Origin of the sequence: Amycolatopsis sp. cmx-11-12 (assembly GCF_046269425.1) — a bacterium.
GTDB lineage: Bacteria > Actinomycetota > Actinomycetes > Mycobacteriales > Pseudonocardiaceae > Amycolatopsis.
The window spans coordinates 1-17,379 of sequence record NZ_JADNQM010000051.1; the positions used below are offsets into that span (position 1 = coordinate 1).

The following is a 17,379-nucleotide window of genomic DNA, read 5'->3' on the forward strand; positions in this document are numbered from 1 at the left end:
GCACCAAGGAAGTGCCTTCCCGTGAGAGAACCCTGGACCTTCGCAAGCCCAAGTTTCCCTTACAGGACAGGCACTTCCTCCATTTCACGACCAGATCTACATCACACTGCGTGAAAGACGCAGGCTAAGGCCGGAAGAACAAGTGAGAAGAGCATGCTCAGCACGCGGGATACCCCCGGGTCGACCAGATGCTCGGCCGGTTCGACCTCGGCGAGTTCGACTGGGCGACAGCCGGCAGTGCCGGTGGCCGAAACGAGAACTGGCTCGGGACCACTGTGGACGCGCAGCGGACCTTCATCAAAGCCCTGGTTGGCTCCGAAATCGAAGTCGCACACGGGTTGTGGCGCACCGGGGCGTTCTATCGGGCACACCGGACCGGCGGCGAGGCATTGCGAACCACGACGCTCATCGGCCAGGATGCCGAGACCGCGGTCCAGGTTTTCGACGGGATCGATGATGCCCGCCATGGTCGGCAGCTTGCCACCGACGGCGCATTCGATCCCGCGATGGCCGCCCAGGCGGGCACCGCAATCGCGGCGCTGCATACGAGGCCGCCTGGTGACCTGCTCGAGATCGAGCGCTCTCTCCCCATCTGCCCGCTCATAACATGCTCGCAGGTTTGAGTTCGGAGATGTTCTACGCAGCCAGCAGGGCCCAGCTCGAGGCCTGGCGTCTTTTGCACCAGGACCACGCCACCGTGAACTCGATCGGCATGCTGGAGCGCACGACAGCAGGCGTCGTCAAGATACCGGTGCACGGCGACCTCTGCCTCGATCAATTCCTGATCGCCGACGGTCGGCTTCATTTCGTCGACTGGGAGTCGTTCCAGCTCGGTGACCTTCCGCGCGACGTCGGCAACTTCGTCGGCGAATGGCTGCACCACACGGTGGTCAAGTTCCTGGCTGACCGTGCCAAGAGCGGTTCAGGACGGCCGGTGCAGGTGCCGAACATCCCACTGACGCCAAGCTGGCGTCCATGGCTGGCCGTGCGCGGAACCGTCGAGTCCTTCTGGCTCGCCTCGTCCTGCGAGACCCGGACCGGTTCGCCCCGATTCTCGGATTGACCGCATGAGCACCGGCATCCTGTCCGAGCGGCTTGCCGCCGCGCTCACCGCCATCCGCATCGACCTGGGCCGGCATCGTGCCGTCATCGGCGACCGCACCGCCGACGCGACAAGCCGAGGCGAGCTTGAACCGCTGCTCACACAGACCCTCTACGCGGAGCTGCATGCTGGGTTGGAGAACGTCAGGACGAGCAACGCGACGCTCCGGCGTGATCGCGGGCTGGAGAATGCCCTCGCCGAAGCCATTCCGCACGCCAGCGCGCTCGCTACAGCCATACTTCGACAAATCCACGAGTGCCAGGTGCTCGTGGATTGGGACGGGGTGCTGGTTTGGCTGCCCACCGACAAGGTCGACAGTCCGGACCTGCCCATGCCAGGCAATCCGGTCCAGCTGCGGGTACCGCCCGCAAGACCCGGCTTATCACCAGGATCTCTACTTGTCAGCGGCTCGCGAGCGGTCGAATTCGCCAGCCCTCCGCTACGGATCTATGAGCACTTGATCGATCCGCTTGCCGCAGTGGACGTCTGGCAGGCTGTCCTGGCGCGCCTGGAAGGTGCTGATGTCCCCTATCAGGCGGTAATCCTCGTCCGGCCCGGCCAGTACCCCCGACGCCCTGGTCGTCTATCCGCCGACCGAGAGCGCCACTGCGAGCGATATCATTACGAGCGAGTGGAGGGTCTTCCCGGCATTGGGACGACGTCGAGCTTCGCCGAGTTCCTTGCTGCCGGCATCGACCCGGCGAACCCAGCGTTGAACCACGAACGAACACCGAGCCGTGACCGATTATTCCGCGCACGTCCCGTTCCTGCCGGGAAGCGTCGAACAACTGCGACCGCTCCTAGACCTGGGCCGGGAGAGCCAATGACCTCCGTCTCTGGCTCGGCCAGTCCCTAACTATCGAGCCATACCTGCTGTTCGCATACTGCGCCGGACTCGGCTTACAGGCTCCCGTCGGCACCAGCGCCACACTTATGGCGCTGCGGCACCCCTACGAAGCTGCCCTGCAGGCCAGGTCGCTGGCTTTCGTCACCGGCCGCCCGGTGATTGCCGGTTACGGCCCCGGCTCCACCGACTTTCAGCTCGCCCTCGCCGGGAGGGCGATACCGCAGCCCGCTCACCGCCGTCACCGAGTATCTCAGCGCGGTCCGCCGACTCCTGAACGGTGAGACCGTCAAGCTCGACGGCAAGTAGAGTCGCCTGCACGCGACCCTACCTCCCCTACCGTGCCCCCGCATCGACCTCGGCCTGGGCGTCCTACGTCCCGCGATGGCCCGCCTCGCAGGCGAGATCGCCGACGTTGCCATCACCTGGCTCTCTGCCCGCCCGCATACCTCCGCGACGTCCTCGTTCCCGGGCTCCGCGTCGCGGCGGGAAAGGCAGGTCGGCCCATTCCGCGCGTCGTCTCCGTCGCAGAGCGCAGACCCGCCGTGATCCGGTCGACCTCGATGAGCGTGTGCGGCCCCCACCTGCAAGCCCCGCACTATGTCGACATGCTCCGTCGCGCCAGAATCCAGGTAGACCTCACCGACCACTTTCCGGCGCTCGCACCCTGGTCGACGAAGGGATATTCCTCAGCGGTTCCCTTCCCGAATCCGCCACGGGCTTGCAGGCCTATCATGCGGCCGGAGCGGACGAAGTCGCCGTCAACCTCAGCGCCGTCGGTGTCACCCGCGGCCCGGTTGTCGCGACCCGTGAGCCGGAATTACTCCTAACTGTCTTGGCGCCATGCGCCGCCCACAACGCTAAGTCATTCGCTCCTTCAACAACTCAAAGAAAGTTCCGTAAGTGGTGCCCAGTAGCTAATGCCGCAAGCGAAGCCCAGGAACGCCTCATGGATGCGATCGACGACCTCGCAGACGCCGAAATCTGCGCAGGAGTGCGGCAAGGGCCTGGTGACGGCGAGTCAGGCATGGTCGAGCATCGAAAGTGTGATGTGGGGCATACCGGGTTCGTCGGGAGCGGACTTGGCAGTGGCCGAGTCCGGCTTCATTTTTGGCTTACTGGAAGCGTGCCTCGATCCGCCAACGGGTGCCGGGGATCCAGGTCAGGTCCAGCAGTGTCGAGCGACGCGACCCGTAGTAGACGTAGTAGGCGACCTCGGTCGGATCCGAGATCGAATGCCGTGCGAGCAGCCGGTGCCCGCGCCCGACCCGCCAGTCGATGCGGGTCGGTGTCCGCTCCCCGTCGTACTCGTGGGGCCTATGCGCATGATGACCCACTTGAGCCGCGGACTGCTCGTTGGGAAGTGACTACGGGCTCGTGTCAGCGCGGCGAATGCGGGCGTGGCCGCTCTCACTGGCATTGGGGATGGCCGCAGCGATCGCGTGTTCCTCCCGAAGCCGACGAGTTCGGCGACGACTCGTATCTTGAGTCTCCGCAAAGGATCCTCGACGGGACGCACCGGATCGGGTCGACCCTAACAGGTGTCTTGTCACACCACGAGACGTTCGCACCAAACATTGAACCGGAGTGCCGCCCGAGGGTGCCAGAAGTACAGATTCGCCCGCCCACTAGGGCGTGTCCTGCGGATCTTTCTCATGATCGTTTGCAGATGATGGTGTGTGGTCGGACGCGGTGAGCTAACGGATAAGGCGTGGGCAACGATCGCGCCGTTGCTGCCTGTGGAGACAGGTCGCAGGGGTGGGCGGTGGCGTAGTCACCGGCAGGTGATCAACGCGATTCTGTGGCATGAGCGGACGGGTGCGCCGTGGCGTGATCTGCCTGAGCGGTATGGGCCGTGGAAGACTGCGCATGAGCGGTTGCGGAAGTGGACCGCGGACGGGACGTGGGATCGGGTCCTGGAGCAGGTGATCGTCAAGGACGACTCGCTGGGAACACTGGAGGACAACGTCGAGTTCGTGATCAGTGTGGATTCCACGAGTGTCCGGGCGCATCAGCACGCGGCCGGTGCCCGGAAAAAAGGGGCTGCGCGGACTGGATCGAAGACCTCGCGATCGACGGGGAATGCCTCGGACGCTCCCGGGGAGGGCTGACCACCAAGATCCACCTGGCCGTCAACGCGGCCGGTCTGCCGTTGGCGGTGATCCTCACGCCCGGTCAGGCCGGGGACAACCCGCAACTGCTGCCGCTGCTGGACGAGATCCGGGACATCGAGGTGGACGGACAGAAAGTGCGGGTCGGGAGAGTGCTGGCCGACAAGGCCTACACCCACCCGAGCACCCGGAAGGCGCTGCGGGAGCGCAGGATCAAGGCCACCATCCCCGAACGTGCCGACCAGATCGCCCGCCGCAAAGCGAAGGGCAAGGCCGGTGGCAGGCCACCGGCCTTCGACCCCGACCTCTACAAGCTCCGCAATGTCGTCGAGCGATGCTTCAACCGGCTCAAACAATTCCGCGGCCTAGCGACCCGATACGCCAAACGAGCTGCCTACCACCGCGCCGAGATCATCCTCGCCTGCATCATCCTGCACCTCCGATAAAGATCCCCAGGACACGCCCTAGAAAGTAGACCAGCCACAGAGCCTCACGGCGATCATCGCGACCGCGGTCCAGACGCTGGAGGTTCCGGGGTCTACGCCGGTCCGGACGGCCTCTGGACCCACCAGGCCGCAATGACCTACCAGAACCAGGGTGAACGGCAGTCCGGGAATCGGGCGCTCGCGTGCTGGGTGACCTGCTCAAAGACTGGACAGACCAGGTCGAGCATGGAGTGAACTAGATCGTCGGCGAACGCCATGCGCGGCGAGATAGCCGGCGCACGCATGGACCTGATGGAGCAGGTGCGGTAGCTGCTGCAGGACCGCGACGTCCATCCGGCCGCGCCGATCGTGTTGTGCGGCGCGGCGCTGGAGATCGCCTTGCGCGCCGTCGTGCAAGCCAGCAACGTCACCGTCGCCGATCGCTCCACCATGAACACGCTGACCACCGCCCTGCGAACAGCTCGCGTGATCACCCTGCAGAGGTAAAGGAGCTGGAAACTTACGCAGGGTTGCGCAATCAACCCGCCCACGGCGACTTCGGCGCTCTCAGTCGTCTTTGACGATCACGTGCTCCAGGATCCGGTCCCACGTCCCGTCTGCGGTCCACATCCGTAAGCGCTCATACGCGGTCTTCTACGGCCCATGTCGCTCAGTAAGATCACGCCACGGCGCACCCGTCCGTTCGTGCCACAGAATCGCGCTGATCACGTGCCGGGGACTACTGCGCCGCCGCCCACCCCGCTATTCTGTCTCCGCAGGCAGCAAAGGCGCGATCCGCGCGGACGCCTTATCCGTCAGCTCACCACGACCAACCACAACCCATTGTCTACACACGATACTGAACAAGATCCGCAGGACACGGCCTAGGCTAAGTCACTCGGCTACGCCAATCGATCCGCGCCTCGACAGTACAGCACAGCTTGTCACGAGAACATGACTCGCCGAAGCCGCGGGATCCGCAGCGAGCTGCGTCGCCTCGTCTGCACGACGGTGCCAGCCGTCGTATGGGAGATCCTCAAGAAGTCCGGGCTAACCCCGCTCCGAGACGGTCAGATTCGCCGCGGCTATCCTGGCTGACTGTCAACCGGTTCCTCATCTGTACCTCAGAGTTGAATCCGGCCTGCGTGTCTGAGGGCCTGAAGACCAGCCGGGGGAAACTAACTACTCGCAGCGTCGATCAGCTTGCCGCCCAAGTAAAACCCGACTGCGGCAGGGTAAACCGCCAGGCGAGTCCGCCGTGCAAGGCTGAAAGCCGCACTTCGTGCTCAATTTAGTTATCAGCGGCGGGTCAATGAGTATGCACCAATCATAGGTAGGTGCCAATATTCGATCGACGATTCTTGCTCACTACTTTGGAGTCTTCGACTCCAGTGTGCTTTCGACGACGAGCCGCTGGTAGTTGTCCCATTTGGGGTTGCAAGTCGTGAGCACCAGCGATGCGACTGTGGGTTTTGCTCCCGGCCGGTCGGGTACTGGGGCGAGCGCGTCGCCGTCGTCCGGCGATACGACCTCGGAGTGGGTAACGCGGTACACGTAGCGGGACGTTCGATCCTCGACGGTGATCACGTCGCCTGGCCGCATATCCTCCAGGTCCCAGAACACGCCGGGGGTCCGGTGTCCGGCCACGGCGAAGTTACCCGTTTCACCGGGACGCTGAGTGCCGGGATAGTGCCCCGGCCCCTGCTTCAGGGTTGCCTTGTCGACTCCCTCGGTGACGGTCCATCGCAGGCCGAGGCGTGGCAGCTCGAGCCGCGCGATCGGCGTGCCAGGTGTGACGTTCTGTCGGTGCGGCGCTGGACCGGCTGGTGACGGCTGCTGCCATTCACGAACGAGTTGGTTGTTCAACTGATCCTGCGCCTTGTTCAGTTCACCCGTCTTGCCCCAGAGTTCGTAACAGGCGAACAGCAGCACAGTGAGCCCGGCGATGAGCAAGATCTCACTCATCCACAGGGTCGGCGGCTGGCGCTGGCCCGTGCGGCGAGATGTCCGATGCTTCGGGGCGGCGTCGTTCACCGTCATTGCCTTGTCCTTCGGAGTGATTGCGGATCCGCGTTCGCGCGGAAGTGTTGAGCGACGTGCCCAGCCGGCAACGACTACACGGCGACGAATGGTCAGCGTCGAGACGCTTCTGGGGTCGAACGATAAACCTATCGGATGTCGAGACTCAACAGGCTCGACTCCTGTTAAGATCATGAATAAGTCATGGTTTGCCAAAATTGGATGACGTGGCTCACTGTAGGTTCTCACTTTAGCTCGCTATTCAGCGGGAATATGAATTTCTCACAGTCTTATCAGGATGTTCTTCTAACTCATGCGAGTGATAAATAAGAAATGGCTTGCAAGCGTTTTGGGTCATAGTCATAGTCGGATCCGGGATCCCCTGGAGAGGGGATAGGAAAACCAAGGGGCGAAAGGTGCATCAGATGGCACTAAAGCAGACGGATCGAAGGCGGACGACACTGTTCGCACGTGCCGCGGCGATTGGGATATCCGCAGCGCTGCTCGGGGGCTTGACCTCGGTTCCGGCATCGGCAGCGGGTGAGACCGGGAGCAGGGGACATATCAAGCTGGATCCGTCGTCTCCCGGACGGGCGAACGCGTCAGTGAATACGTTGCACGTGCGGCCGGGCCAAACGGTGGATATCACGTTCGGGTACGACAACTGGTCGATCTGGGACCAGTTCAAGGGCAAGGACTCCGGGTCCGGCGAATTCAACCTGTCGCAGGATCTGATCAACTTCCTGGCGAAGTGGGAGGCTGACGTCTACATCAACGGCCAGTCCTGCCGGCAGGCCGGCGGTCAAGGCGGTACGGGGGTGAACTATAAGCCGATCGACGCGCTGGGTTTCGTCGCCCAGGTCCGCAACACCGTCTTCGACCTGACCAAGTGGGAGGCGATCCGGGACAAGCTGCAGGCGACGTGCACCTACACCGTCCCGAAAGATGTGCGGTCCGACACGATCACCGTGGGCGGCGAGTACCGCTTCTCGAACTTCGGCGGACTCTTCCAGGACATCAAAAAGGCAACCGGCGAACTTGCCATCGACCAGCCGGCGAAACCGAACGCGCCGACGATCACCACCCCCGGCGACGGGAAGAAGGACGTCGGACCAGGCGACATGTTCACCGGAACAGCAGCTCCGGGGGTTCGAGTCGGGTTCGTGGTCGACGACAGCCCGACTGGCGCGACCGCCACGACGAAGCCGAACGGCACGTGGGAGCTCCCGTTCCCCAAGAATGTCAAGCTTGGCCTCAGGAACATTCAGGTGCGCGGGACCGATCCTGACACCCTGCAGTACGCGGATTCACCACGTCGCATTCTCGACGTGCTTGACCACGACACCGACGCACAAGCCAACCGGCTGGACCTGGCCAACCTGGTGGGTGCGATTGACGGACTCAAGACGCACTCGGACTCGACGCTCGGAAAGCTGCTCGATGGCTTGAAGAACGCGTTTCACAAGGCCAACGGTGTCGGTGCACTCGACCCTGACCTTTACCGTGAGCTTGTCGGTGACCTGACCAAGAAGTTGAACGCGCTGCGGGATCGCTTGAAGGACAACTCCACCGAGTCCAGTGATGCGACCGGCGCCTTGCGATCCGGTCTGAACAAGGCGATCGACGCGCTCAGCGCGGCGCAGCAGAAGGACAGCGGCAGCGCGAGGGGGCCGATCCGAGGTCTCATCCAGGATTTCACCAAGCTCGGCCTCGCCAGCCAGTTGAAGGACCTGCAGGGGCAGATCGATGCGCTGAAGGAGGCGGGTGCTGACGTCGGTGGGCTGCAGGGCGTCTTCGACGGCTTGAAGAATGGTGGCACCGAGGCCGCCGTTGGTGGCCTCAAGGGTGACATTGGCAAGGCGCGTGACGCGTTCGCTGCTTCGCTGCAGAAGAAGTGGGGCGACCTTGAGGCTGCGATTCAGCGGTGGACCGGCTTCGTCGACGGAACTCTGAAGCCTGCTCTGGAGAAGGGGGGCTTCTCCCAGGTGACCAAGGACGGCGTCCGGGCCGTGACCGACTCCATCGATAGCACGAACATCAAGAACCTGGAAAAGAAGATCGCCAATCTCAAAGCCACCTACACCAAGCTGACCGGACAACAGGCATAGCTGTCAGGCAGCGCGGCTTCGGACTGAACATTTTCGATCCATTTACACTGAGAAGAGGAAGAACCAATGGCAAAGTTAAAGCACAAACTGGTCGCATCGGCGCTGATGGCGGGCACCTTGGGCCTCGGAGGCCAGGCACTTCTGGCGTCCCCCGCTAACGCTGCGGGTAACCCGCCCGTTACCCGACAGGCCGCGGATTCGGACGTCGCGGCGATCGACAAAGGCATCGCGGCGCTGACCAAGCTCCTGACCGAAGCTCCTAACAAGGAGAGCCTGGCGAAGCTGCGGAAGGACATCAGTGCGCTGCAGGGACAGTACAGCACCGCGAAGGGCGGTGGACAGCCGGTCGCGAAGGATGTTAAGTCCCGCTTGCAGCAGAAAGTCAAGGAACTCCAGGGGGCCGCTCAGAAGCTGAAAGGGCAGCCAGGTGTCGATGAAGGTCAGTGGGAGGATGCCGAAAGCACGCTCAGCACGCTGAGCGATGCCATCAACGGGCTGCCGGTTGACGCCTTCGATCAGGCTGCGCAGAAGGACCTGCAGGGGCAGATCGATGCGCTGAAGGAGGCGGGTGCTGACGTCGGTGGGCTGCAGGGCGTCTTCGACGGCTTGAAGAATGGTGGCACCGAGGCCGCCGTTGGTGGCCTCAAGGGTGACATTGGCAAGGCGCGTGACGCGTTCGCTGCTTCGCTGCAGAAGAAGTGGGGCGACCTTGAGGCTGCGATTCAGCGGTGGACCGGCTTCGTCGACGGAACTCTGAAGCCTGCTCTGGAGAAGGGGGGCTTCTCCCAGGTGACCAAGGACGGCGTCCGGGCCGTGACCGACTCCATCGATAGCACGAACATCAAGAACCTGGAAAAGAAGATCGCCAATCTCAAAGCCACCTACACCAAGCTGACCGGACAACAGGCATAACAAAGGCCTTGCGGTGCGGCCCTGCCCGTGCGGGGCCGCACCCCTGCCGGACATTATCCGGTCGAGACGTAGACCCACCTATACCCTTCTGGAAAGGAACAGTTATGCCGAAACACTCCCATGGGAGGAGGACGGCGGCCGCCGTCCTCGCCGCCGGAATGATCGGGCTGGGCGGCTCCGCGCTTCTGGCGAGTCCCGCCTACGCCCAGGAGGCCAGCAAGGACCCGGATGTCGCCGCCATCGACCAGGGTATCAACCGGATCAAGCAGCTGCTCGAAAACGATAAGGGCAACCAAACCCCGCCGAAGCCTGACAGTGGGCAAGCCGCCCCGAAGTCCGGCAGCGGGCAAGCCCCACCGGAGAGCGGCTCCCGGCCCGTGCCGAATCCCGACGGCCGACCGGCACCGCCGAAGGCTGGTAACCAGCCGCCGTCCCCGAAGGAGGGACATCAGTCACGGTCGGCCTCGGCGCCGTCAAATGGGCAGGCTGCCGGGAAGTCACCGTCGAAGCTGGGGGCAGACGCAGCGAAGGGGAGCAGCTCGGTGCCTGCCCCGCCGGTTGCGAAACCGACGTCAGACGGGGCCGGCTCGCGAGGCCCGTCTGACTCAGGTGTGGCCGCCGCGCATCACGACACAAAGCTGGCTGAGACGGGAAATGACCTCGCGTTGCCTGCTGCGCTGGCCGGTCTGGCGCTCGCGGGCGGGGGTGGCGCGCTGATCGTGGCGCGGACGCGTCGTCGGAAGAAGATGTCGGAATAGCCCTTGTGCCGCGGAAAGGGAGCCGAATCGGCGAGTCTCGGGGCTCGCCGATTCGGCTTCCGTCGAATATCAGCGCGGATTCGATTCGCTCCGATACAACACCGACCGGGCGAGCCAGTTTATCCGGACCGCGCCGCGCCATAGGGTCGTCACCGGCGGCATCGTGACCGGTGAAGTCGAAGGAGTGGTGATGTTTGGCCTTGTCTGGCGCCGACTGCCTGGGCCCACCCCGCTACGAGCTATGCTGCTGTCGGCACTGGTTGTGGGGAACGGACTGTTGTTGTGGTATATAGCTTTTCCTCTGCTGGATGGCCTGTTGCTGCCAGCCGGCGGTCCCAGAGTTCATTGACACAATGGGAACAAGATTCAAGGCGTTCCTCTATTTGCGACTGCGACGTCGCTCGTGTTGGGACGTATAACTTAATGAGGACCTTCGTGCTCCTGGCTCGCTTTGGGGGCTCTTTATCGACGTCGAAGGCATCAAGGCTTGTAGTCCCGTCTAAAAGGGTAGAACCACGGTCGAATGAACGTCTTTCCGGGTGTAGCCTTCGGTCGGCGGATCAGCCAACGGCATCGATGATGAAATCACTGTTGGAGCTGTAGGCGAAATCCGCATACAATGCACCTGTCAGGATGAACTTGCGTGTCTTATCGATTTTCATGACCGCACCGGGCGACACTGGGTTCCCGCCGACGCCAACGTTGTTGTCACCCCAGGCGTAGATTGCGGAGAGCCACACCGGCTGAGAGCCGGGGCGGACGATAACGGCGGACTGATCGCCGCCGGGGAGGAGGATGTGTACACTGCCATCACTGGGAATTGCTTTTGCGTGGTACCGTTCCATGAGATCGATTCCCTTCGTAGCTCGAGGTTTCGTTTGTGCGCTGATGTCGGTGAACACAACATCGAGGTCGACGTTTCGGTCGATACCGGCGATGCGCCCGGCGCTGGTGTACTGGTGTACGGCTACGGGGCCGTGGTAATAGCGGACGTCGTGATCGATTCCGTCGTTGGGTCCGTACTCGGCATCCCAAATTAGGATCCGCAACCCGGGCATGGTAATAGTGCCCGCGTTTATCCTGGTCAGCTGAGATCCAGAGCTGTAGAGTAGGACCTGAGTCAGTGCGGGGATACGCCTGCTGAGGCGGCTGAAGAACGCGACGATCCACTGCCGCGCGCTGGGTTCGTCGTAAGGCAGCCTATCGGACTCGTAGTCTAGTGCTGGAGCGTCGTCGAGCGCGTTGAGGCGTAGAAGTTCGTCGGCGAGAGCGTCCGCCTCCGACTCCGGCTTCCCGCCAAGCGCATAGGCGTAACCGCCTACACGGAGCCCGGCCGCGCGAGCGCCGATGACATAGCGATCTCCGGTAGTGCTGGCGGCACTGGATCCGTTGGAGAGCTTGATCAGTACGTGGCGAACATCAGCAGACGCGACTTTTCGCCAGTCAATGCTGCCCTGGTACGGTTCGTAAACGTCGATGGCCCGTTCAGGCATTTCCCCTCGATCTATGCTCACTAACAACCATCGGCGTGCATCCGGACCCGTCAGGAAGCGCACGGTCGCCGACTGGCCGAGATCACCGCGCAGCTCGGCACGATCATCGGGCTGCTGACCGGCGACGGCTACGCCGAATCCGCGCTCGCCTCAACCTCCAGATCGAACGCCTCCGGTGGGCAAACTCCAACCTGGTCGACTCCAAGGAACCGGTGTGGAATCCGCCGGCGGAACTGGTGCTCGGCTCCTTGGAAGGGGTGATCCGCCTGATCGAAGCCTGGCGCGTGGTCTTCCAGCATGCCGAACAGCGCGGCAGCGAACTGGCCGACGGTAGCCCGGCCGGAACGCTTGATCCCGAACTGCCGCGGCAGGGATCCCAGCGGATCCTGCGAGCCGTCGAACAGTTCGGCGAAGCCACCCGCCGGGCACAGGTCGGCGAGACGGCATCGTGAGTCCTCGCCCCTGACCAACGTCTCGGCTGAGCGCAGGCGGTTGTGCCGCGGCTGCTCAACCCCGGACCGCGCGCGGGTGTTGCGGAGTGCCAGAGGAAGACCCGTCGGTCAGCGAGCGCAGCGCCTCGGCCGCGGCCGAGAGCGCGGAGGGCCAGCGTGCGGTGATGGCTTCCCAGGCTTGCCGCAGCGAGACGTTCTCAGCGAGGACGAGGTAAGGGCCGTTTCCCCACCGGGTCGCGACGACAGTGCCGATCCGCTCGGGTTCTTCCCGGCCAGGCGCGCCTCCGGGCAAGAAGTCCAGCGTGTAGCGCCGCTCGCTGGCGGTAAGATCGTCCACCAGGCCAGCGCCGGCGGCGGTGAAAGAACGCAGCATGTTGCGATCGGTGGCACCTTCTGGCATCGGTGCGTCCGGATAGGCACTGTTGTAGGCCTGCACCGAGGTATAGGCGGTGTTCCGGGGACTACCGGCGCCGGACGTGGCTGACATGCGCAAGATCGTAGGAGGCGGCGGGTAGGTGAGCGTTCACCGCCCCTGGATCTGTCCGTCCGCATCCGGAGTCGGTGCCGGGGAAGGGCCAGTCGAACGCGGTCTCGGGCGGGTTCGCCGGTAACCGGCCAGGTGGAGGTCACGCCGATCGGCGCTGTTGCTTCCGTCGCAGAGCGCGCCACGGCACAGCCCCGTGTCGTGGTCGTGATCGAGCACCAGGCGCTCCGGGACGGTGCCACAGCTGGCGCACCGCCCGCCCTGGACGTGAGCCAGCAGCCGGAGAAGAACCCAGCGGGCCTGCTGGGCGGGCATGCCGAGCACGAAGTCGTGGAAGGCGGCGGTGTCCCAGGTATGCGCGCCGTGGGCGATCGCGCGGTCGACGTCGGCCTGCCAGCGGCGCAGCCGCCGCAGCTTCGCGCGGCGTCACGTTCGGCGGCGGTGATCGTGTGGTGCACCGGCGCGGAATGCGAGTAGGAAGATCGGGATTTCTCGGCTCTCGTGCGCACGATCCGCCAGCCTTCCTCGTGGCACTGGTTGACCGTGGCCCACTGGCGGTTCCTCCCAACACCGATCCGGACGGGTGAAGACCGCGCCGTCCGGGGTGAGTGCGTACGCACGGCAGCGGCCGGCGGCATCCGGCTCCAAGGTGGAACGCAGCCACGCGCACCGCTGCGCGAGCCACCGCTCCGGATCCGACGCACACGTGATCATCGAGAACTCTCTACCCGCTGAGGCAAGGCTGATCTCCAGCGTGGCAGGCGGGTCCGACAGTTTCCCCACGGCGACACAGCCGGGTCGCGAACATTGCTGCCCGGTGCGGCGACCCGGCACCTTGCCTAGAGAGGCATGGAAAGGCAGATCGTCCTCATTCTCGGGGCGCTGGAGTCGGGGGGGGGCGTCGAGGTCGGAGTCGGTGACTGGGTCCGCGCCGAGGTGTTGCAGGAGGCGGTTGATGCCGATCTCGAGCCCGACGACCGGCCGGTATGTGTCACATGTGAGGTCTTGGAGGGCCCGGCCGATGTCGCGGGCGTCGTCGCCGATCTTGGTGAGCTGGTGTTGCAGGCCGCACAGGGCCCCATAGTCGCGGGCTGGGCGGAGTCTAGGTACCACTCCTCGGGCTGGGCGTGGGGTTCGTAGTGCGCGTCGCCGCAGCCGCTGCCCGGTTTGGTCCAGCGGAAACTGCCCGACCAGTGCGGCCCCGGATGGCCGGGGGGCCAAAGCAGCTGCTGTAGTCGCCCTCGAACATGTGGATCTGCTCGGGGCAGCGGGTGGCGGTGTCGGCCGCGGCGGACATTCAGCTCCTCGGTTCGGGATCGGTGGTGGGGGCATACCGGGAAGCCGAGTAGGCCAGCGCTGCGGTTGAGCGGGTGGACGGAGTCGTGCCAGGTGAAGGTGAACCCGGCCGCGGCCAGGGCTTCGCAGGCGTCCAGCGCGATGACGCCAATGTCGATGTCGGTGACCAGCGGCAACTCCTCGCCCTTGCGGTAGGCGGGGCGGCCGAACCCACGGACCCGGCGGGCGGTCTCTTCATCGGGCGCCCACAGCCAGGTCGAGCGGAGGCTGGAGGAGAACTGCAGGTGGGTCACGTCAGCGCCTCCGGTAGCGTCACGCCCACTCGGCGACGGCGTCGGCGACCGTCTTGCCCTCCGGCGGGTCGCCGCCGAGTTGCCATTCCAGCCGGACGGTGTAGCAGTCGGCCAGCAGCCGCAGGTCCTCGAGGACGGCGGCGACGTCCTCGCTGCTGTCCTCAGTGCCGACGCTGTCGTCACGCAGCCCCCATTCCGCGCCCCAGGACACGTAGGTCTCGCCCGGGTCGTTGAAGACCGTCCGGTACAACTCGATGTCGATGACTCGTTCGTGTTTCACCCCAAGGGTTTCCGGGGAAGGCCGGGGCGTTGGGGCCGGGACGGGTGGCTTCCTTGGTTGCGCGGCGTTCGCGGGCGCGGCGCTGCTGGCGGGATTCGCTCACCCTGGTCCTATCGGCAGCCGGGCGTGGCGGGGTGAGGTTGGCTCAGACGTCGATGGCGACGTTTTCCAGGGCGTCGACGGCGATAGCGTTCGGGCTGGTGCGCAGATCGACCGGCTTCCACACTCGGGAGCGTTCGCCACCGCAGCGGGCGCTGCGGTGGCGCGGGTCGGCGCCGCCGCAGGCCATCAGGTGTGCGACCTTCGGTCCACCCGGCAACGCGCCCGGCACGAACCACCGCTCGGCGACCTCAGCCCCGATTTCACGCTGTCGTAGTTTTCAGCAGCAGACACCAAGCCTGGTGCTGAAAGTTCCTGTTTTCAGCACCAAAGGCATGTCACGCAAACCCTGCCACTTCCGGAGAATTCCTATATTTCGGCGAACTGCTTCGCTTCTTCGAAACTTGCTGGTTTCTTGGAGGTTGGGCATGGTGGACACGCCGCGGGCGCTGCGGGTGGCGTTCGAGATCCGGATCCAGCAGGGCCTGAAAGCCAACGTGCACGGCAACCGGGTCGAGGCGGCGGTCGCCGCGTTCACCGGCGCGGTGCAGGGCCTGGCGGGCACAGTGTTCCCCTGGGCCGACCGGATCCGGGTCCAGCACAGCTGGTCGTATGAGTGGTGGTCGGCCACCAGGGAGATCGAACTCCCGCCGACCGAGAAGATCACCGTCACCTCACCCGCCGCCAGCGCATGACCTGGCCCGCGGACCTCACCGCCGCGCTAGACGTGGAGATCGATACCGAACAGGCCCAGATGATCACCATCCAGGTGGCCACCCCGGCGGCACTGACCGAAGCCGGGGCGTGGCTGCGGGACGAGTGCGCCGAACGTATCGCGGCCCCGGCTCGCCGAGGCGTGCCGGGGCCGCGATGTGCTGCTGGGCTGCTGCTGGTCAGGACTTGGCTGCGGTGTCGCTCACAGTGCTACTCGCGGGCTCGCCACAGCCACGAGGGGGCGCCGCAGGGCGTGCGGTTAGCAGACCGGGTTCACGTCACCCGGTGATACCGGCACCTGTAGGTCTGTCAGGTAGTCATTCACGGTACGGTCGAGACAACCCTTGGTCGTCGAGCCTTTGGGATATGTGGTGTGCTTCCGGTCTTGCACGGTGACCAGCACGGCATGTCCGAGCTGGCGGGTGAAGGTTTGTGCGTCCTTGTACTGCGTGGCAATGTCGCCGGTTGCGCCGATCGTCACGATCTTCGGTGTTCCCGCGGGCGGGTCGTACTTGAGCTCGGATGGACCGGGGTCGGGACCATCCCAGTCAATGTTCTTATCGGCTGTCGTGATTACCGCGAATGCCTCGTTCGTATTCAGGTAATCCCCGTTTTTCTTTCGATTTGTATAGCTGTCGGCAAGCGTGAAGATCCCGTTGGCGTCCCCGTTCTTAACGTTTTCCAGCGCCGTATTCAAATCTGGCCAGTTGTCTTTGTCGTACATCGCAGAGAGAACGGCGATGTCGATAATTCCTGGAGTGGCCGTTCGTGGCCGCAGGGAAGCAGGGGCCTTCTCTGGACTGGGTGAGAACCCGCCGTCTTTTTCACGGCGGCGAGCAGTGTGAGCGCGCGAGGATACTGCTTCCCGAATTCCTGAAGATTCTTGTCGAATGTCTCGTTCTCAGGCTGATTTGTCCACTTGCCGTCGTTGGATTTGGGTAGGTCGGGTCCGTCTAGCACCATGGCGCGTACCTTGTCTGGAAACTGGTGAGCATAGGACGCCCCGAGCCGGGTGCCGTAGGACCAGCCGAGGTAGGTGAGCTTCTCGTCGCCGACCGCGGCGCGGATGGCGTCGAGGTCGCGGGCGGCCTCCTTTGTTGAATACCGATTCAGGTGCGGCTTCTTCGTGCCGTCATACTTCTTCTGGCACGCCGTGGAGATCGAATCCGAATAGCCCTCCCCATCCTTTGCGATGATGTCGTCTTGCTCCTTGGGGAGCAGGCATGAGACGGGACTGGACGAGCCCACGCCCCGCGGATCGAATCCGACCACATCGAACTTCTGAACCAGCCCGGAGAGGTCATTTTTGGCAAACTTGGCGGCGCTGGCGTAGCCCGCCTCCCCAGGGCCGCCGAGGTTGAAGACCAGCGCGGGCTTCTTCGCAGAGTTCTCAGGGCTGGTGATGTCATCGGGGTCGGTGAGCTTGTGCACGCGTTTCAGTGCCAGTGAGAACTTTTTTCGGGCCGGTTTGGTCCAATCCTGGGGGACGGTGATGGTCTTGCAGACCACGGCGAATTCCTTCGAGCCTTCGGGTTCACCCCCGCATGGCCCCCACCCCTCGTCCTTGAGGTAGCCCACGTGCGGCGGGGGGCCGGGATCAGCGGCGGCGAGTACTGCGGGTCCGCCCGCGACCACGACCCCGGCTATCGCCACGGGAACACACACCCGGATTACTGACAATTTCATGAATTCCGCCTTTCTGGCCATCTCTGAACTTCGACAGGTCACGAGCGTGCCGTACAGGTAGACTGAGTCAGGACACGCGCAGAGTTCACGCATCTATGCAGGTCAGGGCATGTTAATGAAGATAATCGGACAGGTTCTGGATGTACCCCTCAAGAAAGTGGGGACACGCAACTAATACCTACCGGACTGCGGCGGATTTAGCAACTTGTGAATGTTTATAGTTGTGTTGTGAAGCATTCCAGCACGGGGATCGGTGCGGGTAATTCACGCCGGACATGCATCTGCAAGGTCGGCCGCGACCCA

20 protein-coding genes and 3 pseudogenes are annotated in these 17,379 nt (G+C 64.0%); 12 read left to right on the forward strand and 11 right to left on the reverse strand.

From position 1 onward, the window contains the following. Positions 1–188: 188 nt before the first annotated feature. Genes ACLARN_RS40190 through ACLARN_RS40200 form a run of 3 tightly spaced genes read left to right on the forward strand, consistent with a single transcriptional unit; the run spans position 189 to position 1,958 of the window. Positions 189–623 (forward strand): hypothetical protein, encoded by a 435-nt coding sequence (locus tag ACLARN_RS40190; RefSeq protein WP_409496721.1) that lies wholly within the window; start codon positions 189–191, stop codon positions 621–623. Positions 624–631: 8 nt separating this feature from the next. Beyond that, positions 632–1,063, forward strand: a complete 432-nt coding sequence (locus ACLARN_RS40195) for a hypothetical protein (protein ID WP_409496722.1) — start codon at positions 632–634, stop codon at positions 1,061–1,063. A gap of 4 nt (positions 1,064–1,067) precedes the next feature. Beyond that, on the forward strand, positions 1,068–1,958 hold the full coding sequence (locus ACLARN_RS40200; RefSeq protein ID WP_409496723.1) for a T3SS effector HopA1 family protein: 891 nt from the start codon (positions 1,068–1,070) through the stop codon (positions 1,956–1,958). A gap of 1,021 nt (positions 1,959–2,979) precedes the next feature. On the opposite strand, the pseudogene ACLARN_RS40205 reads toward ACLARN_RS40200, so the two are convergent. Further along, a pseudogene (locus tag ACLARN_RS40205) lies at positions 2,980–3,283 on the reverse strand (IS701 family transposase); the annotation flags it as partial. Positions 3,284–3,625: 342 nt separating this feature from the next. Between ACLARN_RS40205 and ACLARN_RS40210 the strand changes: the two are divergent. Beyond that, positions 3,626–4,503 (forward strand): annotated as a pseudogene (locus ACLARN_RS40210) (IS5 family transposase). 137 nt (positions 4,504–4,640) lie between these two features. Here ACLARN_RS40210 and ACLARN_RS40215 read toward each other — a convergent pair. From ACLARN_RS40215 to ACLARN_RS40225, 3 genes and pseudogenes are all read right to left on the reverse strand, one after another. Then, positions 4,641–4,976 (reverse strand): hypothetical protein, encoded by a 336-nt coding sequence (locus ACLARN_RS40215; RefSeq protein WP_409496724.1) that lies wholly within the window; start codon positions 4,974–4,976, stop codon positions 4,641–4,643. A 160-nt stretch (positions 4,977–5,136) separates the two neighbouring features. Beyond that, positions 5,137–5,226, reverse strand: a pseudogene (locus ACLARN_RS40220) (IS5/IS1182 family transposase); the annotation flags it as partial. A 624-nt stretch (positions 5,227–5,850) separates the two neighbouring features. Beyond that, positions 5,851–6,522, reverse strand: a complete 672-nt coding sequence (locus tag ACLARN_RS40225; protein ID WP_409496725.1) for a class E sortase — start codon at positions 6,520–6,522, stop codon at positions 5,851–5,853. A 404-nt stretch (positions 6,523–6,926) separates the two neighbouring features. On the opposite strand from ACLARN_RS40225, the gene ACLARN_RS40230 reads away from it, so the two are divergent. From ACLARN_RS40230 to ACLARN_RS40240, 3 genes are all read left to right on the forward strand, one after another. Continuing rightward, the gene (locus tag ACLARN_RS40230; RefSeq protein ID WP_409496726.1) at positions 6,927–8,609 is read left to right on the forward strand and encodes a hypothetical protein; all 1,683 of its coding nucleotides are present in this window, start codon (positions 6,927–6,929) and stop codon (positions 8,607–8,609) included. A gap of 66 nt (positions 8,610–8,675) precedes the next feature. Beyond that, entirely contained in the window at positions 8,676–9,521 is an 846-nt protein-coding gene (locus ACLARN_RS40235) for a hypothetical protein (RefSeq protein ID WP_409496727.1), read from the forward strand. 104 nt (positions 9,522–9,625) lie between these two features. Continuing rightward, a complete protein-coding gene (locus tag ACLARN_RS40240) occupies positions 9,626–10,279 on the forward strand; it encodes a hypothetical protein (RefSeq protein ID WP_409496728.1) in 654 nt (217 codons plus the stop codon). A 560-nt stretch (positions 10,280–10,839) separates the two neighbouring features. Here ACLARN_RS40240 and ACLARN_RS40245 read toward each other — a convergent pair. Beyond that, positions 10,840–11,772, reverse strand: coding sequence for a glycoside hydrolase family 25 protein (locus tag ACLARN_RS40245; protein WP_409496729.1), 933 nt, complete (start codon positions 11,770–11,772; stop codon positions 10,840–10,842). A 212-nt stretch (positions 11,773–11,984) separates the two neighbouring features. Between ACLARN_RS40245 and ACLARN_RS40250 the strand changes: the two genes are divergently transcribed. Then, positions 11,985–12,224 carry a hypothetical protein gene (locus tag ACLARN_RS40250; RefSeq protein ID WP_409496730.1) on the forward strand — a complete coding sequence of 80 codons (240 nt, stop codon included), beginning with the start codon at positions 11,985–11,987 and terminating at the stop codon, positions 12,222–12,224. Positions 12,225–12,279: 55 nt separating this feature from the next. Here the strand turns inward: ACLARN_RS40250 and ACLARN_RS40255 are convergent, their stop codons facing one another. Then, positions 12,280–12,711: a hypothetical protein gene (locus ACLARN_RS40255; protein ID WP_409496731.1), complete on the reverse strand. Its 432-nt coding sequence runs from the start codon at positions 12,709–12,711 to the stop codon at positions 12,280–12,282. Positions 12,712–12,747: 36 nt separating this feature from the next. Next, positions 12,748–12,927 (reverse strand): hypothetical protein, encoded by a 180-nt coding sequence (locus tag ACLARN_RS40260; RefSeq protein ID WP_409496732.1) that lies wholly within the window; start codon positions 12,925–12,927, stop codon positions 12,748–12,750. Here ACLARN_RS40260 and ACLARN_RS40265 point away from each other — a divergent pair. Next, positions 12,844–13,185 carry a hypothetical protein gene (locus tag ACLARN_RS40265; RefSeq protein WP_409496764.1) on the forward strand — a complete coding sequence of 114 codons (342 nt, stop codon included), beginning with the start codon at positions 12,844–12,846 and terminating at the stop codon, positions 13,183–13,185. The genes ACLARN_RS40260 and ACLARN_RS40265 overlap by 84 nt on opposite strands. 372 nt (positions 13,186–13,557) lie before the next feature. After that, positions 13,558–13,848 carry a hypothetical protein gene (locus tag ACLARN_RS40270; protein WP_409496733.1) on the forward strand — a complete coding sequence of 97 codons (291 nt, stop codon included), beginning with the start codon at positions 13,558–13,560 and terminating at the stop codon, positions 13,846–13,848. A 468-nt stretch (positions 13,849–14,316) separates the two neighbouring features. On the opposite strand, the gene ACLARN_RS40275 is transcribed toward ACLARN_RS40270, so the two are convergent. Further along, positions 14,317–14,577 carry a hypothetical protein gene (locus tag ACLARN_RS40275; RefSeq protein ID WP_409496734.1) on the reverse strand — a complete coding sequence of 87 codons (261 nt, stop codon included), beginning with the start codon at positions 14,575–14,577 and terminating at the stop codon, positions 14,317–14,319. A gap of 145 nt (positions 14,578–14,722) precedes the next feature. Then, a complete protein-coding gene (locus ACLARN_RS40280; RefSeq protein ID WP_409496735.1) occupies positions 14,723–14,908 on the reverse strand; it encodes a hypothetical protein in 186 nt (61 codons plus the stop codon). A 196-nt stretch (positions 14,909–15,104) separates the two neighbouring features. Here ACLARN_RS40280 and ACLARN_RS40285 point away from each other — a divergent pair, with 196 nt between their 5' ends. Continuing rightward, positions 15,105–15,371 (forward strand): hypothetical protein, encoded by a 267-nt coding sequence (locus ACLARN_RS40285; protein ID WP_409496736.1) that lies wholly within the window; start codon positions 15,105–15,107, stop codon positions 15,369–15,371. Then, a complete protein-coding gene (locus ACLARN_RS40290; protein ID WP_409496737.1) occupies positions 15,368–15,679 on the forward strand; it encodes a hypothetical protein in 312 nt (103 codons plus the stop codon). The genes ACLARN_RS40285 and ACLARN_RS40290 overlap by 4 nt, the downstream gene beginning before the upstream one ends. On the opposite strand, the gene ACLARN_RS40295 is transcribed toward ACLARN_RS40290, so the two are convergent. Continuing rightward, entirely contained in the window at positions 15,650–16,114 is a 465-nt protein-coding gene (locus tag ACLARN_RS40295) for an alpha/beta hydrolase (RefSeq protein WP_409496738.1), read from the reverse strand. The genes ACLARN_RS40290 and ACLARN_RS40295 overlap by 30 nt on opposite strands. Beyond that, on the reverse strand, positions 16,084–17,169 hold the full coding sequence (locus ACLARN_RS40300; protein WP_409496739.1) for an alpha/beta fold hydrolase: 1,086 nt from the start codon (positions 17,167–17,169) through the stop codon (positions 16,084–16,086). Before ACLARN_RS40300 ends, ACLARN_RS40295 begins: the two co-directional genes overlap by 31 nt. Between the last annotated feature and the right edge of the window lie 210 nt (positions 17,170–17,379).